Below are 21918 nucleotides of genomic sequence, written 5' to 3' on the forward strand. Positions count from 1 at the left end.
AACAACGCAACAGACTTTTTTCATTTCGGCTTCCAGAGTGCATGACTGTAGCACGAAATTAGATTGTTCAGTATCTATCTTTCTTGATTCGTTCTAGAAGAGCCCGATCTTCTTTGCTCAGCGCGGCACCCTCCAGTAAGTCCGGCCTGTTTCTGAACGTCTTCCGGAGCTGCTGTTCCCGTCGCCATTTGCGAATCACCTGGTGGTCGCCGTTTAGCAGCACTTCTGGGACGGCAAGCCCGCCAAACTCCGCCGGCCGCGTGTAGTGCGGGTAGTCGAGCAGTCCGCCAGCCCCATGCTGTGAGCGCGGAACCCCCTCCACGTGGGCAGAGATGGCCGCGTCCTGCACTCCAAAGCTCTCAAACTCGCCTGAGGCCTCATTCCCGAGCACGCCGGGAATCAGTCGCATCGTTGCATCGAGCACCACCGCTGCCGCCAGCTCGCCGCCGCTCAGCACATAGTCGCCGATCGAAAGCTCCATGTCGCAGTACAGCTCGTTGATGCGCTCATCTACGCCCTCATACCGCCCGCAGACAAAGACCACTCGCTTCAGCCCAACCAACTCCCGCGCCACGGCCTGCGTAAATGGCCGTCCCTGGGCGGAAAGAAGTACAACACGAGTTCCATCGTCCTGCGGACGGCGACTTTTTGGTTCGATTTCCAGGGAAGCCAGTGCCTCGGCCAGAGGCTCGGGCTTCAGAACCATCCCCTCGCCGCCGCCAAAGGGCCGGTCGTCCACCGTACGGTGTCGGTCGTGCGTGAAGCCGCGCAGGTCGTGCAGGGTTACCGTCACAAGCCCTTCAGCCTGCGCCCGCCGCACAATCCCGTGCTCAAAAAATCCGGCAAACAAGCCGGGGAAGATGGTGATGATCTCAAACTGCATCGCTTCTTTGATGATAGATGCACATAATTCCGCTCGCATCCTGTAACTGTGCTTTACTGTTTGGCAGGAACCATGCCCGAGATTGAGAGCCTTCTCGCCCGCTGGCAGTCTGCCGGAGTTCTGGACTCCGAAACAGCCGCGCGCATCCGTTCTTATGAAGCCGAGCACAAAAAGCCCGCCGGCCTGTGCTGGCAGGGCATCGTCGCGCTGATTCTCGGCGCCATTCTGCTTGCTACAGGCGTCATTCTATTTGTCTCCGCCCACTGGGATGAGCTTGGCCCCGGCTCACGTTTTGCGCTGGTTCTGGCCATGGTCTCAGTCTTTCACATCGGTGGTGCGCTCAGCCGGGAGAGCTTCCGCGGCCTATCCACCGCTCTACACGCCGTGGGCACTGTCTCTACCGGGGCCGCTATTGCGCTTGTCGGGCAGATTTTCAACATTCAGGAGCATTGGCCGGGCGCAATCCTGCTCTGGGCGCTTGCCGCGCTTGCCGGATGGGCTTTGCTGCGCGATCAAGCCCAGCAGACACTCGCATTGCTGCTTGTACCAGCGTGGATTTTCTCCGAATTGGACGACGCCATGAACGGCCAGATCGGCCAGTCCGCTTTTCTGGGCCGCTTTCTCTTTGTCTGGGCGCTGCTCTATCTCACCGTCTTTCTCGGTTCGCGTCATCGCGCGGTGCAGGGAATCCTCTTTGCCGCGGGCGCCATCGCCTCTGTAGCCGGCACGGTGATGATGATCGAAGGCTGGCGCTCCTGGTCCTCAAATCAGACAGCGGTCCCATTCTGGCCGCAATGCATCGGCTGGATGGTCATTGCTTGCCTTCCGCTGGCCATTTCCCTTCGGAATGCCGCCAGAAGCCTCATTCCAGTTGCCGCCGCAATCGTTCTCACCATCCTGCTGCCCTGGACCCAACATAGCTGGGTGGAACACTATAACTATGGTCGCGGCCAGCAGGGCACCTACACTGTTTACGGTCCGAATCTCCTTGCCCACGCGCTCGTGAGCGGTTTCTGCATATTCACCATCTGGTGGGGAGTGCGGCAGGCCAGCCGCATGTTGGTGAATCTCGGCATCGCAGCCTTTGCCATCTCGGTCTTCTGGTTTTACTTCAGCAACATCTTTGACAAGATCGGCCGCTCGCTGGGACTGATCGGCCTGGGCGTCCTCTTCCTGGCAGGCGGATGGGTGCTGGAACGCATGCGCCGACGTCTACTGGCCTCCATGACCCCGCAAGCGGCGCGAGAGGAGGGAGCATGAGAATCGGTGCTGTCCGCCTCTCGGCTGTCTCCGTTGCCGTGCTGGCCATTCAGCTCGTCTTCGTCTCTTTGATCGCCGCGAAGTATCTCTATCAGCGAGCCACTTGCCCTCGCGTCTGGACGCGCACAGCCGTTTACGATCCGGATCTCTTCATGCGCGGACGCTACCTGAGTCTGCAGCTCAGGGTAGATGGTTGCGCTGCTGCTAAGACGCTGGGCGAGCACCTATTGGAACAGCCGAATACATTCGTAACGCCGGTAGGCGTTCCAAACGGGCAGATAGCCCAGTTTGAGGCGGTGCTGGCTGTCCAGGACAACAAGCTGATTGCACGCCGCGTTCCGGATCGCGATTTTTCTTTAAGCGCAGAGTATGTGAGCTGGCGTGCCGGAGCCTCATGTGACGCGATGACGCTGCAGCAGCCGGTGAACTTCTATATAGCCGAACACGCGGAAAGCCCACTGCCCGTGAAACAAGGCGATGAGCTTTGGATTGAAGTTACTCTTCCGCCTAAAGGACCGCCGCGTCCGATTCAACTGGCTTTGAAGCGCCAGGGCGGTGCATGGCAGCCGCTGACGTATCGCTGAGTCTCAGCCGTTCAGCTCCAGCAGCCCTTCCGGCAGCGCCATTTCCACGCGCTTGCCGGCTACATCCAGCTTGCGCAGAAAGCTCTTTGCAAAGGGAACCAGAACCTCGCCCCGCTCGCCGCGAACGATCAGCAGAGGAACCGCATCCGCTGTATTCGGGCCGGCGCTTCGGTCCACATTTTCGATCCGGCCTACAACGACCGGCTCCGCCCCTGCTACATCGACCAGCTCGCAGCCGATCAGGTCAGCGATGTGTACTTCGTCCTCGCCCAGCGCCGCGCGCTCCTCAAGGGGTAGAGCCACAATCAAGCCGTTCAGCTTTTCCGCGTCAGAGATTGATCCGACTCCGGCAAAATGCAGGACAATGCCGCTTTGGCCGCCGGACTTGTGGGGCCAGTGGTGCTCGAGTTCCACGCAACGCGGCTCCGAAGAATCGCCCGCGCCGGAGGTGATTCGCAGCAGCCACAGCTGTTTCCGTTCCGCAAATTTTTCGGGGAAATCCGTCAGAACTTCGGCGAAGACTTCACCCTTGCGCCCTTGCGGACGACGAATCCGCGCCAGCCAAACCCAAGCGCTCACGCAAGCCTCCGACCAAAGCTGGAAAAGCCTGTAGCCGCTGTGCTGATTGTTGCGAAAGGACTAGACACGAAAGGATCAGACTTCTTCGTCTTCCTCAAGAATGTCCAGCGTATAGCGATGGTGCAGTTTCATGCTCACCGCGCTCAGAATGGTGCGTACTGAACGCGCTGTGCGTCCCTGCTTGCCGATCACTTTTCCCACGTCTCCCGGAGCTACTCTCAGCTTCAGGATCGTGCTTTCGTCCCGTGCGACAGTCTGAACGTCAACCGCCTCTGGCTCATCCACAAGGGCCCGCGCAATCTCGCGGACCAGCTCTTCGACTGCAACCATCTCATGTTGGGTCATGTTCGTGCCCCTGACCGTCTCTGCGATCTTTCCAGTTTCTTTCATGCATCTGCCAACGGCCAGGAAGTTTTTCCCTTGAGAAGAAACAGCCTTGCGCGACGCTCAAATGCACCAGAAAACTGGAAAAACAGCTCCAGCCTTACACAACTTATATGTGCGGCCTTTGCGCGAATAGTATCAGCACCGGACCGTCGCCGTCAGCCATTTTACAACTTTATATGCAGAGCGGAAGTCGATCCTTAAGCAGCTACGGTCTCTTCAGCTTTAGCTGGGAACTTTTGCACCAGCTTGGCTACGGTGTCAGAGAACTGCGCGCCCTTGCTCTTCCAATACGCGATACGCTCGTGCTTCAGGTCTACGGAGGCGGGATTGGTGCGGGGATTGTAGGTGCCCACTACTTCGATCGAACGCCCGTTGCGGGCGCGATCCTTCTCAATGACTACAACACGATAGTAGGGCTGCTTGGTGGCGCCAAAACGCGCCAGACGAATCATGACCACGGGAATACTTCCTTTCAGAAATCTGTTCTGGACTTGTCCGCAAATCGGGAGCGGAGAGGCGCTAAAGCCTGCCGGCCACTTGGGCCAGACATACGAGGCCACGCGAGCGCAAGACACAACACCTAAGTATCGCCGAAATGGAGGCTTGAATCAAGTGCGCGACCGCCGTGGAACTGAGCCAGAGACGTATCAAAATACGGTACAGATTGGTTTCAACACGGCTGAAAACATGGTTCTTTTCAGCTGGAGATGCTCGGCGCCGAAGCAAGGAGTTACTAAATGATAACTAAAAAATTGCGTTTTCTTGAATGAAATAGATTTAAGTTTATTAATATCAATAGTTTAAGTTAAAAATGAAGTATGCCTTAATCCGATCTAAATGCAGCCTTAATGCACCTTTTTGGACGGGGTTTCCAGCCATTTACCCCAAACGAGGGTGCTACGGAATCTTGCTATGGTTTGAGTGTGACAGAATCTGCGAATTAATATGCAAATTATCTGAAAGAAATTTGCACAAAAGAAAAGGGAGCAGCGATCGTGTCTCTCTCTTTGACGATCTGGGTGGTACTCAATTTCATGGTGAAAGAACTTCCAGAACCAGGACAGCCCGCCCTGACGCGGGAGGGACCATCTTAGCGGTCATGACGATGGTTTGTAGTCCGCTGCCAATTCTGGACTATACTGGCGCTGTTCGGAGCACGAATGGGAAAGCATTGGGAGGAGTTCAAGGATCAGTTCGGCAATAAGTTGGTCGGCGTCGGAATGATCCTATTCGACCTGGTGGTTCTGCTCGTGTTTGCCGGTGCGATGATTCTGGCAGACGATGGACGCGAATGGCTGACTTACCGTCTCGGTGAAGGCAGTTTGTTCACTCGAATCACGCTCCTTAGTGCAGAAGCTCTGATTGACTTAACGGCAATTCTGACCGTTCTTGGTTGGCTCCGAGAGGAAGTTAAGAGGATATTCAAATGAGAGCAGCGAGTTGGAGCAGCGGCGGCATGGACAGTGGGCGTCTGACTTTGCGGGATGCCGTTGATATATACAAGGCTCGTTTCCGCAGGCTGTGGCGAGTGGTGAGGCTCAGCTTCACGGCTACCGTCATTGCTGTCGTCACTGTAATTTTGTTTCCCGTAATGCTGGGTATCGCAGTGTTTTCAGCACACTTCTTCCTGGCTGCGTCCGTTGCGTTTCTGGCTCTTGCGGTTTCCGCATGGCTTTACTGGAAGAGCCTCAGGCTGGCCTTTGGAATGGATCGATAGTCGAGATTCGCAGTTCCTTTTTTAGCAAAACTGCAAAACAATTCAGCAGACCAAACGAGCATCCCTGAGGATGCCCGTTTGGTCTTGCATTGAAGATAGTCGTTGATGGTTGTTACTGAATGAGCTTGCCGCTGATGTCCCGTGTTTCGACGGGACCGAGGCCTGCGTTTTTCAAGCCCTGCTCAATCTTCGACTTGTCGCCTGCTGTGACGATGACGAGCTGATCCGCATGCAGATACTTTTTCGCCGCACTGGCAATATCGGCCTGCGTGACTTCTTCATACTTGCGAGGCAGGTTGGAGTAGTAGTCGAGGGGCCGGCTGTAGACAAAGATGTTGCTCAGAGCGCTGGCGATGGCGAAGTTCGTCTCAAAGCGCCCCGGAAGCGAACGTATGAGCGATTCCTTGGCTGCAGCCAGTTCTTCGTCCGTTGAGGGCTTATCCGGGAAGTTCTTGATCTCGCCCATCATCTCCTTGGCAGCTTCTGCCGTGACATTGGTTCGCACCAAAGCACCGGCATAGAAGGCGCCGCCGGAGCGATATTCACTGAAGCCGGAGCGGGCGCCATAGGTGTAGCCGTGGACTTCACGCAGGTTCATGTTGATGCGGCTGCCGAAGGCTCCGCCGAGGGTGTAGTTGACGAGGTCCAGCGTATCGGAATCCGGAGAGCTTACCGGGACGCCGAGGCCATATGCGTAGAGTGCTGTCTGCGGCGCGCCCGGCTTGTCGATAATCACAATGTGGGTAGGCTGCGGCGCAGGCGGTGCCGGGATCACTACGGGAGGCGCCGTTGTCGCATTCCACTTGCCGAAGTACGTCTTGGCCAGCTTTTCTGCCTCGGCGCGTGTAATGTCACCGGAGAGAATCAGTGCTGAGTCGGACGGTCCGTAGTGGCTTGCGTAGAAGCTTGAGAGATCGCTGCCCGTAAAGGATTCCACGGTCTCCGCGGTGCCGTTGCCGGGCTGACCGTAGGGGCTATCGCCAAAGACCAGCTTGGGGCCGACACGCGTGGCCATGCTCTGCACGCTGTCCGTTTCCTGTCCGATGCGGATGAGCCGCTGCTTCTTGCGGCGGTCCACGTCATCGGCGCGGAAGGCGGGATGCTGCGCCACATCTGCAAGGAGGTCCATGCCCTCGGCGGAGTTGTAAGTCAGCAGGCTCATTGAGATCGTACCGGACTCCAGGCCGCTACCCGTGCCAATGTGCGTACCGATCTTCTCCTGATCGCCAGCCAGCTTGGCCAGGTCACGGGAGGCTGTTCCGTCGCCCATGACTTCGCTTACCAGCGTTGCCAGGCCGCTTTTGCCTGCGGGGTTGTTCTCACTGCCAGCGCGCGAAACGAGCGAAGCGCTCAGAACCGGCAGCGAGTGGTCTTCGACGAGCAGAACCGTGAGGCCGTTGTCCAGCTTGAACTGCGTGGGCACGGGCAGATGAAGGGCCGGAGCCGGACCGGGAGCGGGCTTGGTCTTGCGCCAATCCTGTGACGCCTCAAACTCGGGGGTATACGGATTGACGAGCTTTACGTTTGCATCGGTGTCGGCTGGGCTGCGCGGCACGTCTTCGAGCTTCTTTTCGCCGGGAACGCAATAGACGACTACGGCGGAATCCTTGGTGAGATACTTCACCGCTGCGGCCTTGGTGCTGGCTGCGGTAACGGCATCCGTCAGGGCTACATCCTTGGGAAGGAAGCCCGGATTGCCGGTGTACTGGTTGTAGTAATTCAGCATGTCGGCCACGCCGCCAAAGCCGCCGAGGCGCTGCAGGCCGGTGATCTTTTCGGTCAGCGAGAGTGCCTTTGAAGCCTGCACCTCTTCAGCTGTTGGGCCATCCTTCTGCAGCTTTCCGAGCTCAGCCCAGAAGCTTGCTTCCAGATCTTCGAGCTTGACGCCCGGCTTGGCCGTGATGTCGCAGGAGGTAATGCCGGTTAGCGCGTAGGTGCCATTGTTGCAGCTCACGCTTTGCGCTGTCTGGCCCTTGATGACCAGCGCTTCATCCAGGCGGCTTGCCTTGCCTCCGCCGAGGGCGTGTATGGCTGTATCAATGCTGTAGGAGTCCGGCGTGAACGCCTTTGGCGTGAGCCACGACACGGAGAGCCGGGGCAACTTCACCGTGTCCGTGATCGTTTCGCGCTTCTGCGAAGTGATGGGCGGCGTCTGCACATTCACCGCCTCTACCGCCGGCCCCTTGGGAATGGGTCCAAAATACTTTTCGAGCAGGCTCTTCAGCATTGCCGGGTCGAAGTCGCCGGCGATGACGATGGTGGCGTTGTTTGGCGTGTAGAACTGCTGATGAAAGTCGCGCACGTCAGCAATACGAGCGGATTCGACATCCGCGTGGCTGCCGATGACCGAGCCGTAATACGGATGGCCTTTGGGGAAGAGCAGATGGAAGGCTGCTTCGTCGGCCACATCGTACGGGCGGCCTTCACCCTGGCGGCGCTCATTGCGGACCACGTCGCGCTGGTTGGTCAGCTTCACGCGGTCAAGGCCCTCCATGAGAAAGCCCATGCGGTCGCTTTCCAGCCACATTGCCAGCTCGAGCTGATTGCTGGGCATGGTCTCGAAGTAATTTGTGCGGTCGAAGTCCGTGGTGCCGTTCACATCCGTCGCGCCTGCCGACTGCACGTACTTGATGTGAGCCTTCTCGCCCACATACTTGGAGCCTTCGAACATCATGTGCTCAAAGAGGTGTGCAAATCCCGTCCGCCCCGGCTTCTCGTTCAGCGGGCCTACGTGGTACCACAGGTCGACGGCCACCAGCGGCAGACGGTGGTCTTCGTGCGTCAGGACCTGCAGCCCGTTGGGCAGCTTGAACTCCTGATACTTGATCTCAGGCAGCTTGTGCCCGGACTGCGACTGGGCCACGAAAGAGCCAAGCAGCGCAGCGGCAGCAAGAGCGCAGAGAGAGGAGCGAAACAGACTTTTCACCAGGAAAATCTCCTTTGAGAGAAACGGACGAACTCTGAATGAATTCGAAGGAATGATACCAAAGCGGGCCTATGTGAAGGGCCTGCGTGGGCGACCGCTGGTTGGCGGGATGGGTCTAGCGCCAGCGGAAGATTTTGAGTGCCACCGCGAAGGGGATCACCATCCACGCGAGCAGAATTGCTGTCGGCATAATGAGTTGATTCAGGTGCATGCCTTGCAGCATGTTGCCTCGAAGGGCATCAATGGCCGCGGTGAGCGGCAGCGCGTGCACAAATGGCTGGATTACGGCAGGGAAGCGCGAGGCCGAAAAGAAGACCCCGGAAAGTATCCACATGGGCAGCATAGCCAGGTTCATCAGGCCCGATGCGGCTTCCATGGTGCGCGCGCGCGAGGCGATAAGCAGCCCGAGCGACGAGAAGGCCAGCGACGTGAGAATGCACAGCAATGCGAGCTCCCACAACGAGCCGTGAAAGGGTACGCCGAAGACGAGCCGCGCGAAGCCGAGGAATGCTATGACCTCGATGACGAGCATGATCAGCCGCGAGAGGAGAAAGGCCATCAGGTACTGCCAGCGCGGCATGGGAGAGGCCACCATACGCTTGAGCAGCTTCTTTTGGCGCGCCTCCACGATGGAGAAGCCGAGGCCCCAGATGGCCGAGCCCATCAGGTTCATGCCAAGCAGGCCGGGAACCACAAAATCGATATAGCGCGAACCCGCTTCATGCACCAACGAGTTCTGCGCGCTTACTGGGTCCTTGCGCCCGGCTGCGGCCTGGATGGCGCGGTCGGCGAGCATCCGAGAAATCCGTGCATCGGGATTCGTGTCGTCGTATTGGTAGGTCACGCCCTGCGGCGTTTGAATGGCCAACAGCTGAATTGCGCCAATCGTAAGTTCGCGCATGCCTTCGGTTTCGTCCAGGGTCTTCGCGGTCAGGCCCTTGTCGGCGGCCAGCGATTGAGTCAGTTGCAGCGTTGTGGCCGCTACAGGCAGCACATCCGCTGGCCGGTTGCGGAAGGCGATTCCCAGCCCGAAGGCCAGAAGAATCGGGAAGATAAAGATCCAGAAGACGGCTTCCGGTTCGCGCAGGAACAGCCGGAACCGCGCAGCCGTGAGCTGAAAGAGGGAGCTGTCTTGTAGCTTACTCATCGCGCAGGTTCCTCCCGGTCAGCGCCACAAAGACATCTTCGAGCGTTGCGGAGTGCGTCCGGAACTCGGTGAGTGTGAGGCCCCTGGCTTCCATCTCTTCAAAGACGCGCGGCACGGTGGTGTGCAGGCTCGTCACGCTTAGCTGGTGCAGGCCTGCATCGATGCGGTGCGAATGCACACCTTCGATGGCTTTGAGCTGAGTTGCGAGGTCTGCCGTATTGATATCCGTGCTGCTCTTTACCGCGAATTCCACGATGTGTTCGCCGCCTACGGATGCAATCAGTTCGCGCACGGTGCCCAGTGCAATGATCTTGCCCTGATCCATGATCGCCACGCGGTCGCAGAGTCGCTCGGCCTCATCCATGTAATGCGTGGTGAGAATGATGGTGCGGCCGGCATGCTTCAGTTCGTCGACGAGGTCCCAGAGATGCCGACGTGCCTGTGGGTCGAGTCCGGTGGTCGGCTCATCGAGGAACAGTAGTTCCGGATCGCCGACGAGCGCGGTGGCCATGGCGAGCCTCTGCTTCTGACCACCAGAGAGCGTGCCTACGCGCGCTTTTCGCTTTTCTTCCAGCTGCGCAGTGCGGATTGCTTCATCGGCTGAGATTCCGCGCTTGAAAAAGCTGCGAAAGAGCCGCAGAGTTTCCTCTACCGTCAGCTTGTCAGGGAACTGCGTCTCCTGCAGCTGAATCCCGATGCGCTGCCGCAGCTCATTGGCATTGCGCTTCCAATCGAGGCCAAGCAGCTTTACTTCACCTTCATCGAGTTCGGTAAGTCCTTCACAAATCTCAATCGTCGTGGTCTTGCCCGCGCCGTTTGGGCCGAGCAGACCAAAGCACTCGCCGGACTGGACCTCGAGGTCCACGCCATCCACGGCCTGCACATCTCCAAAGGCCTTCTTCAGCCCCCTCAGCGCGAGCGCTGCACCGGGAACAGTAGCCTTCCGGTCGGGTTGGAGTGCGGTTAAACTCATGCTCAATCTCAGAGCCATTTTCGCATACCCATTGTTACGGGACGTTGCCGTGGAGTGCATCTTTCGTGCAATACTGTTGGCCGTCAAACAAGGAGATTCAGACGATGAGTTCTACTCCGCGCCGCGACTTTCTTAAGAACGCAAGCCTTCTCGGCTCCTTTGCAATGATGGGGGCTCCGTCTTTTGCTGCCGGCAACATGCCCATTGTGGAAGAGACCCATGCTCCGCAGCAGCCTGAAGCCGCTCCGCAGCACAAGATCAAATTTGCCGTCTGCGGCATGAGCCACGACCACATCTATGGCATGATCGGCGCTATTCAACACGGTGGCGGCGAGCTGGTGATGGCGTGGGGTGGGGAAGAGGACAAGCTCGCAAATTTCAAGAAGCGCTTCCCCGATGTGAAGATTGTTCCCACACAGAAGGAGATTATCGAGAGCTCGGATATTCAGCTCGTGATGAGCTCGCAGATTGCGAATGAGCGCGCGGGCATCGGCGTTCAGGTGATGAAGCACGGCAAGGATTATCTGTCGGACAAGCCCGGCATCACGACGCTTGAGCAGCTTGCGGAGGTTCGCAAGACGATTGCCGAGACCAAGCGCATTTACGCCATCATGTATTCCGAGCGCCTGGAAGTGAAGGCCGCTGTGTATGCGGGCGAGCTTGTGAAGCAGGGCGCAATCGGCAAAGTCATCCAGACCATTAACATTGCGCCGCACCAGATTGTGCAGGGACACGGCGATGCCGGCGGAGGCTCAGGCGGTCGTCCGGATTGGTTCTGGGTTCCTGAGCAATACGGCGGCATTCTCTGCGATATCGGCTCACACCAGGTGGATCAGTTTCTCTTCTACACCGGCTGCACAGAGGCTGAGGTTGTCGCCTCACAGATTGCGAATGTGCGCCATCCAAAGCGGCCCAAGTTTCAGGATTTCGGCGATATGATGCTGCGCGGCAACAAAGGCTTTGGCTACGTACGCCTCGACTGGTTTACGCCTGACGGCCTGGGCACGTGGGGCGATGGGCGACTCTTCATCCTCGGAACGGATGGCTACATTGAGGTCCGCAAGTACACGAATGTAGCCGTCAGCAAGCAGGGCAATAATCTTTTCATCGTGGACAACAAGCAGGCTCGCTACATTGACTGCAACGCCATGCCGCTGCCCTTTGGCCCGCAGTTTGTCTCTGACATTGTGAACCGCACGCACACTGCGCAGGACCAGGCTCAGTGCCTGCTCGCCGCCGAACTTGTCATCAAGGCCCAAAAAGGCGCAAAATTTGTAACAATTCAGGAATAATTCTGGAGCTGCCATGAAAAAACTACCGTCGAATCTCTCAATTAGTTCGCGTCGCAAATTTATTCAACAGGTCGCTGGCACAGCGGCCGCGCTTGGCTTTCCGTCTATCGTTCCAGCCAGTGTCTTCGGCCAGTATGCGCCGTCCAAGCGCGTCAACGTCGGGGCTATCGGCGTGGGTCGCATCTCGCGTGTGCATGACATGCCCGGCATTCTGCAGTATGACAACGCACGCATCGTCGCCGTCTGCGATCTGGATGCGCATCGCGTGGTGGAAGGGAAGCAGTTCATCAACGATTTCTACACCAAGAAGACCGGCAAGACCTATGACGGTACCGCAGACTACGCGAATTATCACGAACTGCTTGCCAACAAGGACATTGATGCCGTGGTGATCAGCACGCCCGACCACTGGCACGCGTTGATCGCGATTGACGCTGTGCGCGCAGGCAAAGACGTCTACGTGCAGAAGCCGGCCTCGCTCACGATTTCCGAGGGCCGTGCGATGTCGAATGCTGTGCAGTCCACGGGACGCATTCTGCAGATCGGGAGCCAGCAGCGGTCCACGGTGCAGTTTCGCTACGCAGCAGAGCTTGTGCGCAACGGTCGCATCGGCGATCTGGAGCGCGTGGAGATAGGCCTGCCCGGCGACCCCGCAGGCGGCGAAAAGACTCAGATGCCGGTTCCAGCCGGCTTTAACTACGAGATGTGGCTTGGGGAAACGCCGGATGTCTACTACACAGTGGACCGCGTGCATCCGCCGCAGGGTTACAGCCGTCCGGGCTGGCTGCGCTGCCGGCAGTTCGGCGCAGGCATGATTACCGGCTGGGGCGCGCACCACGTGGACAGCGCGCACTGGGGCATGAACACGGAGTTCACAGGCCCAATCGAAATCTGGGGCGAAGCGCAGTTTCCGAAGGAAGGCCTATGGGACGTGCACGGATCTTTCAAAACTCAAGCTGTCTACGCGCCGAATGATGTGTCGTCGAAAGGCGTGCACATGACCATCAGCGGCGACTTTGCGAACGGCATCAAGTTTTACGGCAGCAAGGGCTGGATATTTGTCTCGCGCGGCAACGAGCAGGTGACTGGCTCTGATCCGGTGAAAAAACTTGCTGACAACACGGCGCTGGCATCGAGCGATCCAGCCATCATCAAGTCCGTCATTGGCCCGGATGAGATTCACCTCTACGAGAGCAAGGAGCAGCACGGCAACTGGCTGGAGTGCGTCATCAGCCGCAGGGAACCGATTTCGCCAGCGGAGATGGGCCATCGCGCCTGCTCCACCTGCCTACTGCATGACATGGCCATGGTGCTGAATCGCAAGCTTTACTGGGACCCGGTCAAGGAGCGCTTCAAGGATGATCAGCAGGCGAACGGCATGTTGTCGCGTCCGCAGCGCTTGCCGTATGTGCTGAGCTAACTTGCTCCAGGAAAAAGAAACTGCAGCATGGGCCGCACGCGGGTTGCCCAGCTCGCTTCATCGTGCGTGCCGCCTTCTACGCGCTCAAAGTGCATTGACTCTTCGGGAATCCATCCGTTGGCTTTGAGCCGCCGCATCAACTGCTCGGCATCGCGCAGCGTCTTGCGGCCTTCGTGGTCGCCCACATCCAGCCATACGCGCGGCTTGTCCCATATTTGCGGCGCATGCTCGTTTACGCAGCCGAGAATGCCCTTGTGCGCCCACCACACGCTCGGCGACATCACGGCCAGCTTGCCGAATACCGACGCATACTTGAGCCCAAGGTACAGCGTTACCAGCCCGCCTAAGGATGAGCCGCCCATGCCGGTCGATTCCCGGTCCGTGCGTACGCGGTATTGCGAGGCAATCCACGGCAGCAACTCGCGCGTCAGCAGCTTGCCGTACTTATCGGCCTCGCCGCCGCCGCGCTGCGCTTCGCGTTCCTGAGTGTACTCGGCCAGCCGGTGCTCGCCGGTGTTGTAAATGCCCACGATCACGAGCGGCTCTACATCGCCAGCTTCAATGGCCGCATCGGCCTGCTCGCGCACTTGCCACGTACGCCCTTCTATGAACGATGTCTTGGGATCAAACAGATTCTGCCCGTCGTGCATGTACAGCACCGGATAGCTCCGCTCAGTCTCGCGGTTGTAGCCCGGCGGCAGGTAAACAACCACGTCGCGCTCGTTTGGCAGATAGCGGCTCTTGAAGCCGTGGTGCAGCTTCAGCCGTGGGTGTGGCGTCAGTAAATCGCGTGCCAGCAGACCCTCAGCCCGCGCTCCAGCTTGCATTTCCAAACTCAGTTCCAAAATTCGTTGTTACCAATCCTGATTTCGAATGTAGTGCCGCGGACACCGGTGAGAGGTCTCCGAAGCCATCCTGTGCGCAACTGCCGGCGCCGAAGGCGCAGTTCGCCGTACGCGCAGTACCCTGTTACAGTAGCAAGAATCGGACGCTTCTCCAACCTTCTTCAGGGGCCATTTAAAAAAGATGAATCGCGAATATCATCAATGGCACTCGCCTCGGCTTGGCCGCTCCATGGAACTGCTCGTCTTCGGGCATACCGGCCTGCCTGTCGTCGTCTTCCCCACATCGGGCGGCCGCTTCTTTGAGTTTGAAGATCGCGGCATGATCGGCGCGCTTGCCGACCGCATCAACGGCGGCCATCTGCAGGTCTATTGCGTTGACTCCATTGACCACGAAAGCTGGTACAACAGGCGCGTCTCGCCCCGCTGGCGCGTTGCCCGCCACGCGCAGTTTGACGACTACCTCATTCACGAGGTGGTGCCGCTGATCCGGCAGAAGAACCGCAACCCGCATCTTGTCTCACTGGGCTGCAGCTTTGGCGGCTACCATGCGCTCAACGTGGCTCTGCGCCATCCGGATGTTTTTACCGGCATGCTCTCCATGTCCGGCGCATTCGATCTGGCAAACTTCCTCGACGGCTACCATGATCAGGATGTGTATTTCAATCAGCCAACGCAGTTTCTGCCGAGTCTCGGCGATCCCTGGTTTCTTGAGCGCTATCGCCGCAATACATGGGTCTTCGGCACCGGCTGGGACGACCAGTGTCTTGGCCAGAACCAGAACATGGATCGCATCTTCAACGACAAGGGCATTCCGCACAAGCTATTTGTCTGGGACACGTGGAACTCGCACGACTGGCCCACATGGCAGCAGATGCTGCGCGAGTACTTGTAAGACAACCGGAGGCAAGCGATGAGCGCACAGAATCCTTACGAGAAGTTTCTTGATGGACGGCCGGTGGAGCGGATTCTTGAGCTCACCCCCAATAAAGTCGCAATTTGTCTCGCTGAGATCGGAGCCGACAAGTCCACTGTGCAGCCTGCGCCCGGCAAGTGGTCTCCCGCAGAAATTGTCGCCCACCTTGCAGATTGCGAGCTTGTCTTTGGGTTCCGTCTGCGGCAGACATTAGCGGAAGATCATCCCATCGTTCAGCCTTTCGATCAGGACAAGTGGGCTGCAACGTACTCCGGTATCTCGGCCGGCGAAGCGCACCGCGTATTCAGCTCTATCAGGAACTGGAATCTCCATCTCATCGCAAATGCTCTGCCTGCTGCTGCGTCACGACCTGTTTCGCATCCGGAGCGCGGCGCCATGACTTTCCTGACGATTGTTGAGACCATGGCTGGGCACGACCTGAATCATCTTGTCCAGCTTGAGCGCATCGCTGCGCAGTTCGCATAAGTTGGACTCTCATTCAGCAAAAAGATTTTCCTCTCACGCGCTGGAACCATTTTTCACCGGACGGTGTCCAACTCAGCAGCGATAACTGCTGTATTGGAGGACCCCGTGAATCGTGGTTTTGCCTTAGTGTGCCTTGCTTCGCTCCTGACCAACCTCTACGCTGAACCTGCTCCGAAACCTGCTCCAAAGACTGCTCCCGCCGCATCCGACTCCTCCTCATCCGCCAGCGCAAACGTGATCAGGGACCTGCCCGTTCGCCGCGTTGTGCTTTACAAAAATGGCGTCGGCTATTTTGAGCACGCGGGCTCTGTCACCGGAAATCAGCGCGTCGGCATCGACTTCACCTCGTCGCAATTGAACGACGTGCTGCAGTCGCTTACTGTGCTTGATGAAGGCGGTGGGCGTATCGCGGGCGTGAATTACAACTCCACCACGCCCATCGCCGAGCAGTTGCGGACTTTGGCTCTTGGCCTCATGGAGTTTCCGCCCACGCTTGCCATCTACCAGGCTCTTCGCGGCCAACATGTTGAGGTCAGTGGATCTGGCGCGCCCATCAGTGGACGAATTGTCAACATTGAGTTCCGCACGATGACGGATAAGAACGGCGCTTCGACAAACGATCACTACTTTCTTATCGTTGCCACCGATGCAGGAGCATTGCGCACCGCGGACCTGACAGATGCTGTATCGGTTCGCATGACCGATACCGGGCTGCAGAAGCAGTTTGCAAGCTATCTTGAGACGATTGCTTCCGGGCAGAATCGCCAGGTGCGTCATCTTACTCTCAGCGCGCTTGGGCAAGGGCAACGCCAGCTCCGCGTCAGCTACATCAGTGAGGTTCCCATCTGGAAATCTACCTACCGCATTGTCTTCCCACATGCGGAAGGCGACGCCACCATTCAGGGATGGGCTGTCGTCGATAACACTGTCGGCTCCGACTGGGAGAATGTCCAGCTTTCGCTCGTGGCCGGCGCGCCGCAAAGTTTCATTCAGCCGCTCTCGCAGCCGCTGTATACACATCGTCCCGAGATTCCTATTGCTGTCAACGCGCAGACCGTCCCGCAGACGCATGATGCGGCGGAGATCATAAATGCGCCATTGGCTGGGCGCGATGTCAGCCAACTGGCAAAGATGGCACCTGGGGCTGCTTCACAAACAGTCATGGTCAACGCCGGGTCAATGGACGCATTGGAAGCCCGCGGCACCGGCTCCGGCGGAGGTATTGGCTCTGGCAACGGCAATGGTTACGGCGCAGGTGTCGGCGGCAATTTCGGCGGGGGGATCGAGCACATTGGCGGAGTTTTTCGCGCTTCGGACGCGTTTGATTCCGGCAGCGTTTCTACCAACGCCTTCGATGATTTTTTCGCTTACGCACTCACACAGCCCGTCACTATTCGCAAGAATGAGTCTGCCATGGTGCCCATTCTGCAGGAGCAGCTTCCCGCCGAGCATGTCACCCTCTGGTCTGAGCGTGAGAGAGCGCCGCTGCGTGCTGTCTGGCTCAACAACACATCGAAGCTCACGCTTGACTCGGGCAGCTTCTCCATCTTTGAAGGCGGCGAGTTCGCCGGTGAAGGTCTGCTCGACCCCATCCATCCCGGCGAAAAGCGTCTGCTCTCTTACGCTGTCGATCAGGCGGTGAAGATTCGCCGCGTGAACGGCACCAACACGAGCACCCTGCACCATATCGCCATGCGCAAGGGTGTCATCGTGGAGTCCTCTACCTTGCTCATGGATTCCAACTACACTGTCGCGAACGGCGCAGATGAGCCGCGCACCGTCATCATCGAGCATCAGCGCTATCCCAACGCCGATCTCAAATCAGATCTTGCTCCCGCTGAAACCACCGCTTCCGGTTATCGCTTCCGCGTCGTCGTGCAACCGCATCAGACGGCCACTCTTCACGTAGGCGAAAGCGCCAAACTCAACGAAAGTGTCTACATCAGCCAGCAGAACAACTTCCGTTCGGATTATCTTGTGAATGCCAGCAAGTACTCGCCTGATCTCGAGCAGAAGCTTCGTCCGCTCATCGATGCCGAAACCGCCGTCAGCGATCTCAATGCAAAAATCGTTGCGCTCCAGCAAAAGGAAAAAACTCTCGCTGACGATGAAGCCCGCGCGCGAGAGAACGTTACCGCGCTCAAGGGCAATGAGGCCGCCAAGCGTTTCGTCGATGAACTCACTCGCGCAGAGGACGCGCTGCAGCAGGCGCGCCAGCAGCGTGAATTGCTCGAAAAAGATCGCGAAGCCGCGCAGGCGCACCTGGACGAGCTCATCGCACAGATATCCTTCGACTCCGACCTCTCAGTTACTACGCAGAGTACAACCCGGTAGGAGGGCCGGTGGCGCTTCCTGTGTTTGCCGTAAACTGACTATATACGGGCAGTATTTTGCATGCCGCTCCGCACTACATATAGGAGGCAATTAGGGATGAAGAAAATCGGCGTACTCTTCGGTATGGAAAACAGCTTCCCCGGCGCGCTTGTGGAGCACATCAACGCGCGCAATGTTGAGGGAATTCACGCAGAGTTCGTTGAAACCGGCGCCGTGCACATGAATAAGGCGCCGCAGTATGCCGTCATCGTGGACCGCATCTCGCACGACATCCCTTTCTATCGGGCCTTTCTCAAGCATGCTGCCATCAACGGCACTGTTATCATCAACAATCCCTTCTGGTGGTCGGCAGACGACAAGTTTTTCAACTACACGCTTGCGGAAAAGCTCGGCGTCGCCGTTCCGCCCACCGTCATTCTGCCGCACAAAAAGCATCCCAAAGGCACTACAGACCGGTCGATGCGCAACCTTGAATATCCGCTCAACTGGGAATCAGTCTTCGAATACGTTGGCCTGCACGGCTTTATGAAGCCCGTGGATGGCGGCGGCTGGCGTGACGTGTATCACATTCACAACCGCGAAGAATTCTTCGCGGCCTTCGATCAATCGCACGAGCTATGCATGCTGTACCAGAAGGCCGTCGATTTCAATGAATACTTCCGCTGCTACGTTGTCGGCCAGAAGAAGGTCCACATCATGCCGTACGATCCGCGGCGCGCGCACCATGAGCGCTACATCCAGGATCCGCCGGCCTATGACAAGAAGCTTCTCAAGCGCGTGGAGCAGGATGCGCTCAAGCTCTGCCGCGCGCTGGGCTATGACCTGAATACCGTTGAGTTTGCCGTCGAAAATGGCATTCCCTACGCCATCGACTTCATGAACCCTGCTCCGGACGCCGATCTGCACTCCGTCGGCCAGGCCAGCTTCGACTGGATTGTGAAGGAAGTTGCGGACCTCGCGATCGCCAAGGCGAAGCTCGCTCCCGAGCACCTCAATCTCAAGTGGTCTGCGTTTCTCGGTGCTGAGCCCGAGCCTGTGAAGAAGTCCGCTCCAAAGAAGCCGGCAAAGAAGGCTGCGAAGAAGGTCGAGAAGAAGACGGAAAAGAAATCTGCGACGAAGAAGGCCGCACCCACTCCTGAAACAGGAAACACGCCTACTGCATAATTGAATCTTCCTGCGGATTCTATTTCCGCAGGAAGTATTGATCTGCTAGATTTTTCTGCATGAAAATCAGTAGTTTACTCGCTCGCCCGTTCGCTCTGTGGGAATTGGCTTTTGCCAAAGGCGCATTATATGGCGGATGTTGTCTTTTTTTAGTAGGAATTGGCTTTGGGGTTTACACACGCATTTTTATTGCACAAAGCATTGCTACAACCGGCAAAGTGATTCGCCTCGAAGCGCAAACCGATTCGGAAAATCACACTGTAAATTATGCTCCCGTTTTTTCCTTCGTTGCAGAAGATGGAAAGAACTATACCGTTCACGCTTCAGCTGCTTCCAATCCTCCTGAGTTTGAAGAAGGACAAGGCGTGAACGTGCGCTATATTCCATCCAATCCGATGCGCGCCAGTATCGATTCGGGCACACAACTGTGGCTCAACTCACTGGTATTCGGCGTCGTCGGGGCCGTGTTCGCACTCATTGGATATTTGCTCCTGCGTCATATGCAGAGGCACCGAAATAGAGTGGTGCAGGACGTACCGATTTCGTAGACACAGCGGATATTTCGCTACCATCCCGTACAATACCCGCAAGCTGTACTCCGTTTTCCCAGATCAGGAGCACTAATGCGGCCATCCTTCTCGCTCGGCATCGAAGAAGAGTACCAGACCATCGACCCGGTCACGCGCGACCTTCGTTCGCACATTGAAACCGAGATGCTCGCCGTGGGCAAGCTGCGCCTGCAGGAGCGCGTCAAGGCCGAAATGCACACGTCTGTGGTCGAAGTGGGCACGCGCGTATGCCGCAATATCACTGAGGCCAAGGAAGACATCTACGATCTCCGTCGCCAGATGATTCGCCTTGCCGATGAGCACAAGCTGAAACTCGTTGCCGGCGCTACCCACCCTTTTGCTGACTGGCGCACGCAGCAGATTTATCCTGACCCACGCTACCATCAGGTTGTCAAAGAACTGCAACTGGCCGCGCGCGCAAATCTCATCTTCGGTTTGCACGTTCACGTGGGCATCGAAGATCGCGAAGCCGCCATCCAAATCATGAACTCGATGCGCTATTTTCTCCCGCACATCATGGCGCTTGCTACCAATTCGCCCTTCTGGCTGGGCCTGAACACTGGCTACAAGGGCTACCGTGCCAAGGTCTTTGAGAACTTTCCGCGCACCGGCATCCCGGATGCTTTTCAAAGCTACAGCGAGTTCGAGAACTACGTCAATCTGCTGATCCGGACCAACTGCATCGACAACGCCAAGAAGATCTGGTGGGACATCCGGCCGCATCCGTTCTTCAACACCGTTGAAGTCCGCGCCTGCGACATCCCACTCCGCGCCGAAGAGACCGTCGCCATCGCCGCACTCATCCAGGCCACCGCTGCCTATCTCTACCAGCTCCATGAGTCCAACCTGGATTACCGTCACTACGCGCGGCCTCTGCTGATGGAGAACAAATTCCGTGCCGTACGCTACGGCCTGGAGGGTAAGCTCATCGATTTCGGCAAGCAGACCGAAGTTCCCGAGCGCGAGCTTCTTGAAGAGTATCTTGCGCTTATCGATCCTGTTGTAGATGAGCTCGATAGCCGCTGGGCCATTGAAGGCATTCGAAAAATCATGGAGACAGGCACCGGCGCTGATCGCCAGCTCAAGGTCTTTGAGGAAACGAAAGGCGACCTCAAGGCCGTCGTCGATTACATGGCGCAGGAGACCGCGGAAGGGCTGTGATCACAGCCAAAGCAGTATGGATAGATGTGCCTGTAATAGCACTAAATTTCGCCGGAATGATGCCGAAGGTGCAGCCGGTCCAGCTGCGGATGGTTCCATTTCGTTGAATTTCCCGTTAATCTGAATAAATACGCATCCAGCAAGGAGCAACATCGTACAACGCATGACTGCAACCGCCTCGCAACTGCTCTCCCTGCCATATCCCGCTGACTTCATTGAGGGTGCACGCTCTGCCGTGACCACATGCCTGCGAATTCAGCCGTCGGAGAAGGTCACGCTCATCACAGACGTGCAGACCAAGGCGATTGGTGCTTCGCTTGCTGTGCAGCTTGAAAAGAACGGCTGCACATGGAACGCCTTCATCCTCGAAGACCTGGCTCCGCGCCCGCTCGTCGATATGCCCGCCGAGGTTCTTTCCGACATGGAAACTTCAGAGGTCTCCATCTTCGCTGTCCAGGTGCAGGCCAATGAGCTTCGCTCTCGAATGCAAATGACGGACGTGGTGAACCGCCGCCACATGCGCCACGCGCACATGGTGAACATCACATCGGATGTGATGTGCCAGGGCATGCGCGCCGACTTCAACCGCGTGGATCGCCTCTCACAGCAGGTTCTCGATCGCGTGCGCCGTGCGCACCGTATCCGCGCCACTACCGCTGCGGGAACGAACATCGTTTCGGAGATGAATCCCGGCTACAAGTGGTTCAAGACCTCCGGCATCATTTCGCCGGAGAAATGGGGCAACCTGCCTGGCGGCGAGTGTTTCACCTCGCCGGGTGAAGTGAACGGTACCTTTGTTGTGGATGGTGTGGTGGGCGACTGGCTCTGCGCGCGCTATGGCCTGCTGGCGGGCACTCCTCTGACCATCGAAATTCGCGAGAATCGCATTGTGAGCTGCAAGAGCAAGAACAAACAGCTTGAGGCCGACTTCTGGGAATATACCCACACCGATGAAAACTCGGATCGCGTGGGCGAGTTCGCCATCGGCACCAATCTTGGCGTCGATCACGTGATTGGCAACATCCTGCAGGACGAAAAATTTCCCGGTATTCACATCGCCTTCGGCAATCCCTACGGCGAGCACACCGGCGCTCCCTGGCGCTCTTCGACGCACATTGACGTTGTCGGCCTTGGCTTCAACATCTGGCTCGAAACCGACGAGGGTGAAGAGCAGATTATGCGCGACGGCAAGTTCCTCATCGCCGCATAGCATCATCTGGAGCGCGCTCGAACACTATGGATTTCCGCAGCCTTGTATTGCGGCGTGCATCTAAGCTG

General features: G+C 57.7%; 21 protein-coding genes. 13 read left to right on the plus strand and 8 right to left on the minus strand.

Annotation, left to right across the window (positions count from 1 at the left end; genetic code table 11):
- Positions 1 to 67: 67 nt before the first annotated feature.
- Positions 68 to 883, minus strand: a complete 816-nt coding sequence (trmD, locus tag VO84_RS17675; RefSeq protein ID WP_058189061.1) for a tRNA (guanosine(37)-N1)-methyltransferase TrmD — start codon at positions 881 to 883, stop codon at positions 68 to 70.
- Positions 884 to 955: 72 nt separating this feature from the next.
- Between trmD and VO84_RS17680 the strand changes: the two genes are divergently transcribed.
- Together VO84_RS17680 and VO84_RS17685 are read left to right on the plus strand one after the other, a co-directional pair.
- The gene (locus VO84_RS17680) at positions 956 to 2143 is read left to right on the plus strand and encodes a DUF2157 domain-containing protein (protein WP_058189062.1); all 1188 of its coding nucleotides are present in this window, start codon (positions 956 to 958) and stop codon (positions 2141 to 2143) included.
- Positions 2140 to 2727 carry a hypothetical protein gene (locus VO84_RS17685; RefSeq protein ID WP_058189063.1) on the plus strand — a complete coding sequence of 196 codons (588 nt, stop codon included), beginning with the start codon at positions 2140 to 2142 and terminating at the stop codon, positions 2725 to 2727. The genes VO84_RS17680 and VO84_RS17685 overlap by 4 nt, the downstream gene beginning before the upstream one ends.
- 3 nt (positions 2728 to 2730) lie before the next feature.
- Here the strand turns inward: VO84_RS17685 and rimM are convergent, their stop codons facing one another.
- From rimM to rpsP, 3 genes are all read right to left on the minus strand, one after another.
- The gene (gene rimM, locus VO84_RS17690; RefSeq protein ID WP_058189064.1) at positions 2731 to 3306 is read right to left on the minus strand and encodes a ribosome maturation factor RimM; all 576 of its coding nucleotides are present in this window, start codon (positions 3304 to 3306) and stop codon (positions 2731 to 2733) included.
- A 75-nt stretch (positions 3307 to 3381) separates the two neighbouring features.
- Positions 3382 to 3651, minus strand: a complete 270-nt coding sequence (locus VO84_RS17695; RefSeq protein ID WP_197414097.1) for a KH domain-containing protein — start codon at positions 3649 to 3651, stop codon at positions 3382 to 3384.
- Positions 3652 to 3890: 239 nt separating this feature from the next.
- On the minus strand, positions 3891 to 4145 hold the full coding sequence (gene rpsP, locus VO84_RS17700) for a 30S ribosomal protein S16 (protein WP_058189371.1): 255 nt from the start codon (positions 4143 to 4145) through the stop codon (positions 3891 to 3893).
- 708 nt (positions 4146 to 4853) lie between these two features.
- Here rpsP and VO84_RS17705 point away from each other — a divergent pair.
- Complete coding sequence (locus VO84_RS17705) at positions 4854 to 5123, plus strand: hypothetical protein (RefSeq protein ID WP_058189065.1); 270 nt, start codon at positions 4854 to 4856, stop codon at positions 5121 to 5123.
- Positions 5120 to 5410 carry a hypothetical protein gene (locus tag VO84_RS17710; protein WP_058189066.1) on the plus strand — a complete coding sequence of 97 codons (291 nt, stop codon included), beginning with the start codon at positions 5120 to 5122 and terminating at the stop codon, positions 5408 to 5410. Before VO84_RS17705 ends, VO84_RS17710 begins: the two co-directional genes overlap by 4 nt.
- A gap of 112 nt (positions 5411 to 5522) precedes the next feature.
- Here VO84_RS17710 and VO84_RS17715 read toward each other — a convergent pair whose 3' ends face one another.
- The 3 genes from VO84_RS17715 to VO84_RS17725 form a co-directional block, all read right to left on the minus strand.
- Entirely contained in the window at positions 5523 to 8336 is a 2814-nt protein-coding gene (locus VO84_RS17715) for a M16 family metallopeptidase (protein WP_231738043.1), read from the minus strand.
- A gap of 115 nt (positions 8337 to 8451) precedes the next feature.
- Entirely contained in the window at positions 8452 to 9483 is a 1032-nt protein-coding gene (locus VO84_RS17720) for an ABC transporter permease (protein ID WP_058189067.1), read from the minus strand.
- Positions 9476 to 10456, minus strand: a complete 981-nt coding sequence (locus VO84_RS17725; RefSeq protein ID WP_058189068.1) for an ABC transporter ATP-binding protein — start codon at positions 10454 to 10456, stop codon at positions 9476 to 9478. The genes VO84_RS17720 and VO84_RS17725 overlap by 8 nt, the downstream gene beginning before the upstream one ends.
- A 104-nt stretch (positions 10457 to 10560) precedes the next feature.
- Here VO84_RS17725 and VO84_RS17730 point away from each other — a divergent pair, with 104 nt between their 5' ends.
- Positions 10561 to 11748 (plus strand): Gfo/Idh/MocA family protein, encoded by a 1188-nt coding sequence (locus VO84_RS17730; protein WP_058189069.1) that lies wholly within the window; start codon positions 10561 to 10563, stop codon positions 11746 to 11748.
- 13 nt (positions 11749 to 11761) lie between these two features.
- Positions 11762 to 13168: a Gfo/Idh/MocA family protein gene (locus tag VO84_RS17735; protein ID WP_058189070.1), complete on the plus strand. Its 1407-nt coding sequence runs from the start codon at positions 11762 to 11764 to the stop codon at positions 13166 to 13168.
- Here the strand turns inward: VO84_RS17735 and VO84_RS17740 are convergent.
- Positions 13165 to 13995 carry an alpha/beta hydrolase gene (locus VO84_RS17740; protein WP_058189071.1) on the minus strand — a complete coding sequence of 277 codons (831 nt, stop codon included), beginning with the start codon at positions 13993 to 13995 and terminating at the stop codon, positions 13165 to 13167. The genes VO84_RS17735 and VO84_RS17740 overlap by 4 nt on opposite strands.
- A gap of 199 nt (positions 13996 to 14194) precedes the next feature.
- Between VO84_RS17740 and VO84_RS17745 the strand changes: the two genes are divergently transcribed.
- The 7 genes from VO84_RS17745 (at position 14195) to VO84_RS17775 (ending at position 21850) form a co-directional block, all read left to right on the plus strand.
- A complete protein-coding gene (locus tag VO84_RS17745) occupies positions 14195 to 14905 on the plus strand; it encodes an esterase family protein (protein ID WP_058189072.1) in 711 nt (236 codons plus the stop codon).
- 18 nt (positions 14906 to 14923) lie between these two features.
- Positions 14924 to 15412, plus strand: coding sequence for a DinB family protein (locus tag VO84_RS17750; protein ID WP_058189073.1), 489 nt, complete (start codon positions 14924 to 14926; stop codon positions 15410 to 15412).
- A gap of 105 nt (positions 15413 to 15517) precedes the next feature.
- The gene (locus VO84_RS17755) at positions 15518 to 17746 is read left to right on the plus strand and encodes a DUF4139 domain-containing protein (RefSeq protein WP_058189074.1); all 2229 of its coding nucleotides are present in this window, start codon (positions 15518 to 15520) and stop codon (positions 17744 to 17746) included.
- Between the two features lie 96 nt (positions 17747 to 17842).
- Entirely contained in the window at positions 17843 to 18910 is a 1068-nt protein-coding gene (locus tag VO84_RS17760; RefSeq protein WP_058189075.1) for an ATP-grasp domain-containing protein, read from the plus strand.
- A 59-nt stretch (positions 18911 to 18969) separates the two neighbouring features.
- Complete coding sequence (locus VO84_RS17765) at positions 18970 to 19458, plus strand: DUF3592 domain-containing protein (protein ID WP_058189076.1); 489 nt, start codon at positions 18970 to 18972, stop codon at positions 19456 to 19458.
- A 75-nt stretch (positions 19459 to 19533) separates the two neighbouring features.
- Entirely contained in the window at positions 19534 to 20640 is a 1107-nt protein-coding gene (locus VO84_RS17770) for a carboxylate-amine ligase (RefSeq protein WP_058189077.1), read from the plus strand.
- Between the two features lie 163 nt (positions 20641 to 20803).
- Positions 20804 to 21850 carry an aminopeptidase gene (locus tag VO84_RS17775; RefSeq protein ID WP_058189078.1) on the plus strand — a complete coding sequence of 349 codons (1047 nt, stop codon included), beginning with the start codon at positions 20804 to 20806 and terminating at the stop codon, positions 21848 to 21850.
- The last annotated feature ends 68 nt before the right edge of the window (positions 21851 to 21918 follow it).

Source organism: Occallatibacter gabretensis (genome assembly GCF_001449115.1).
GTDB classification, from domain to species: domain Bacteria; phylum Acidobacteriota; class Terriglobia; order Terriglobales; family Acidobacteriaceae; genus Telmatobacter; species Telmatobacter gabretensis.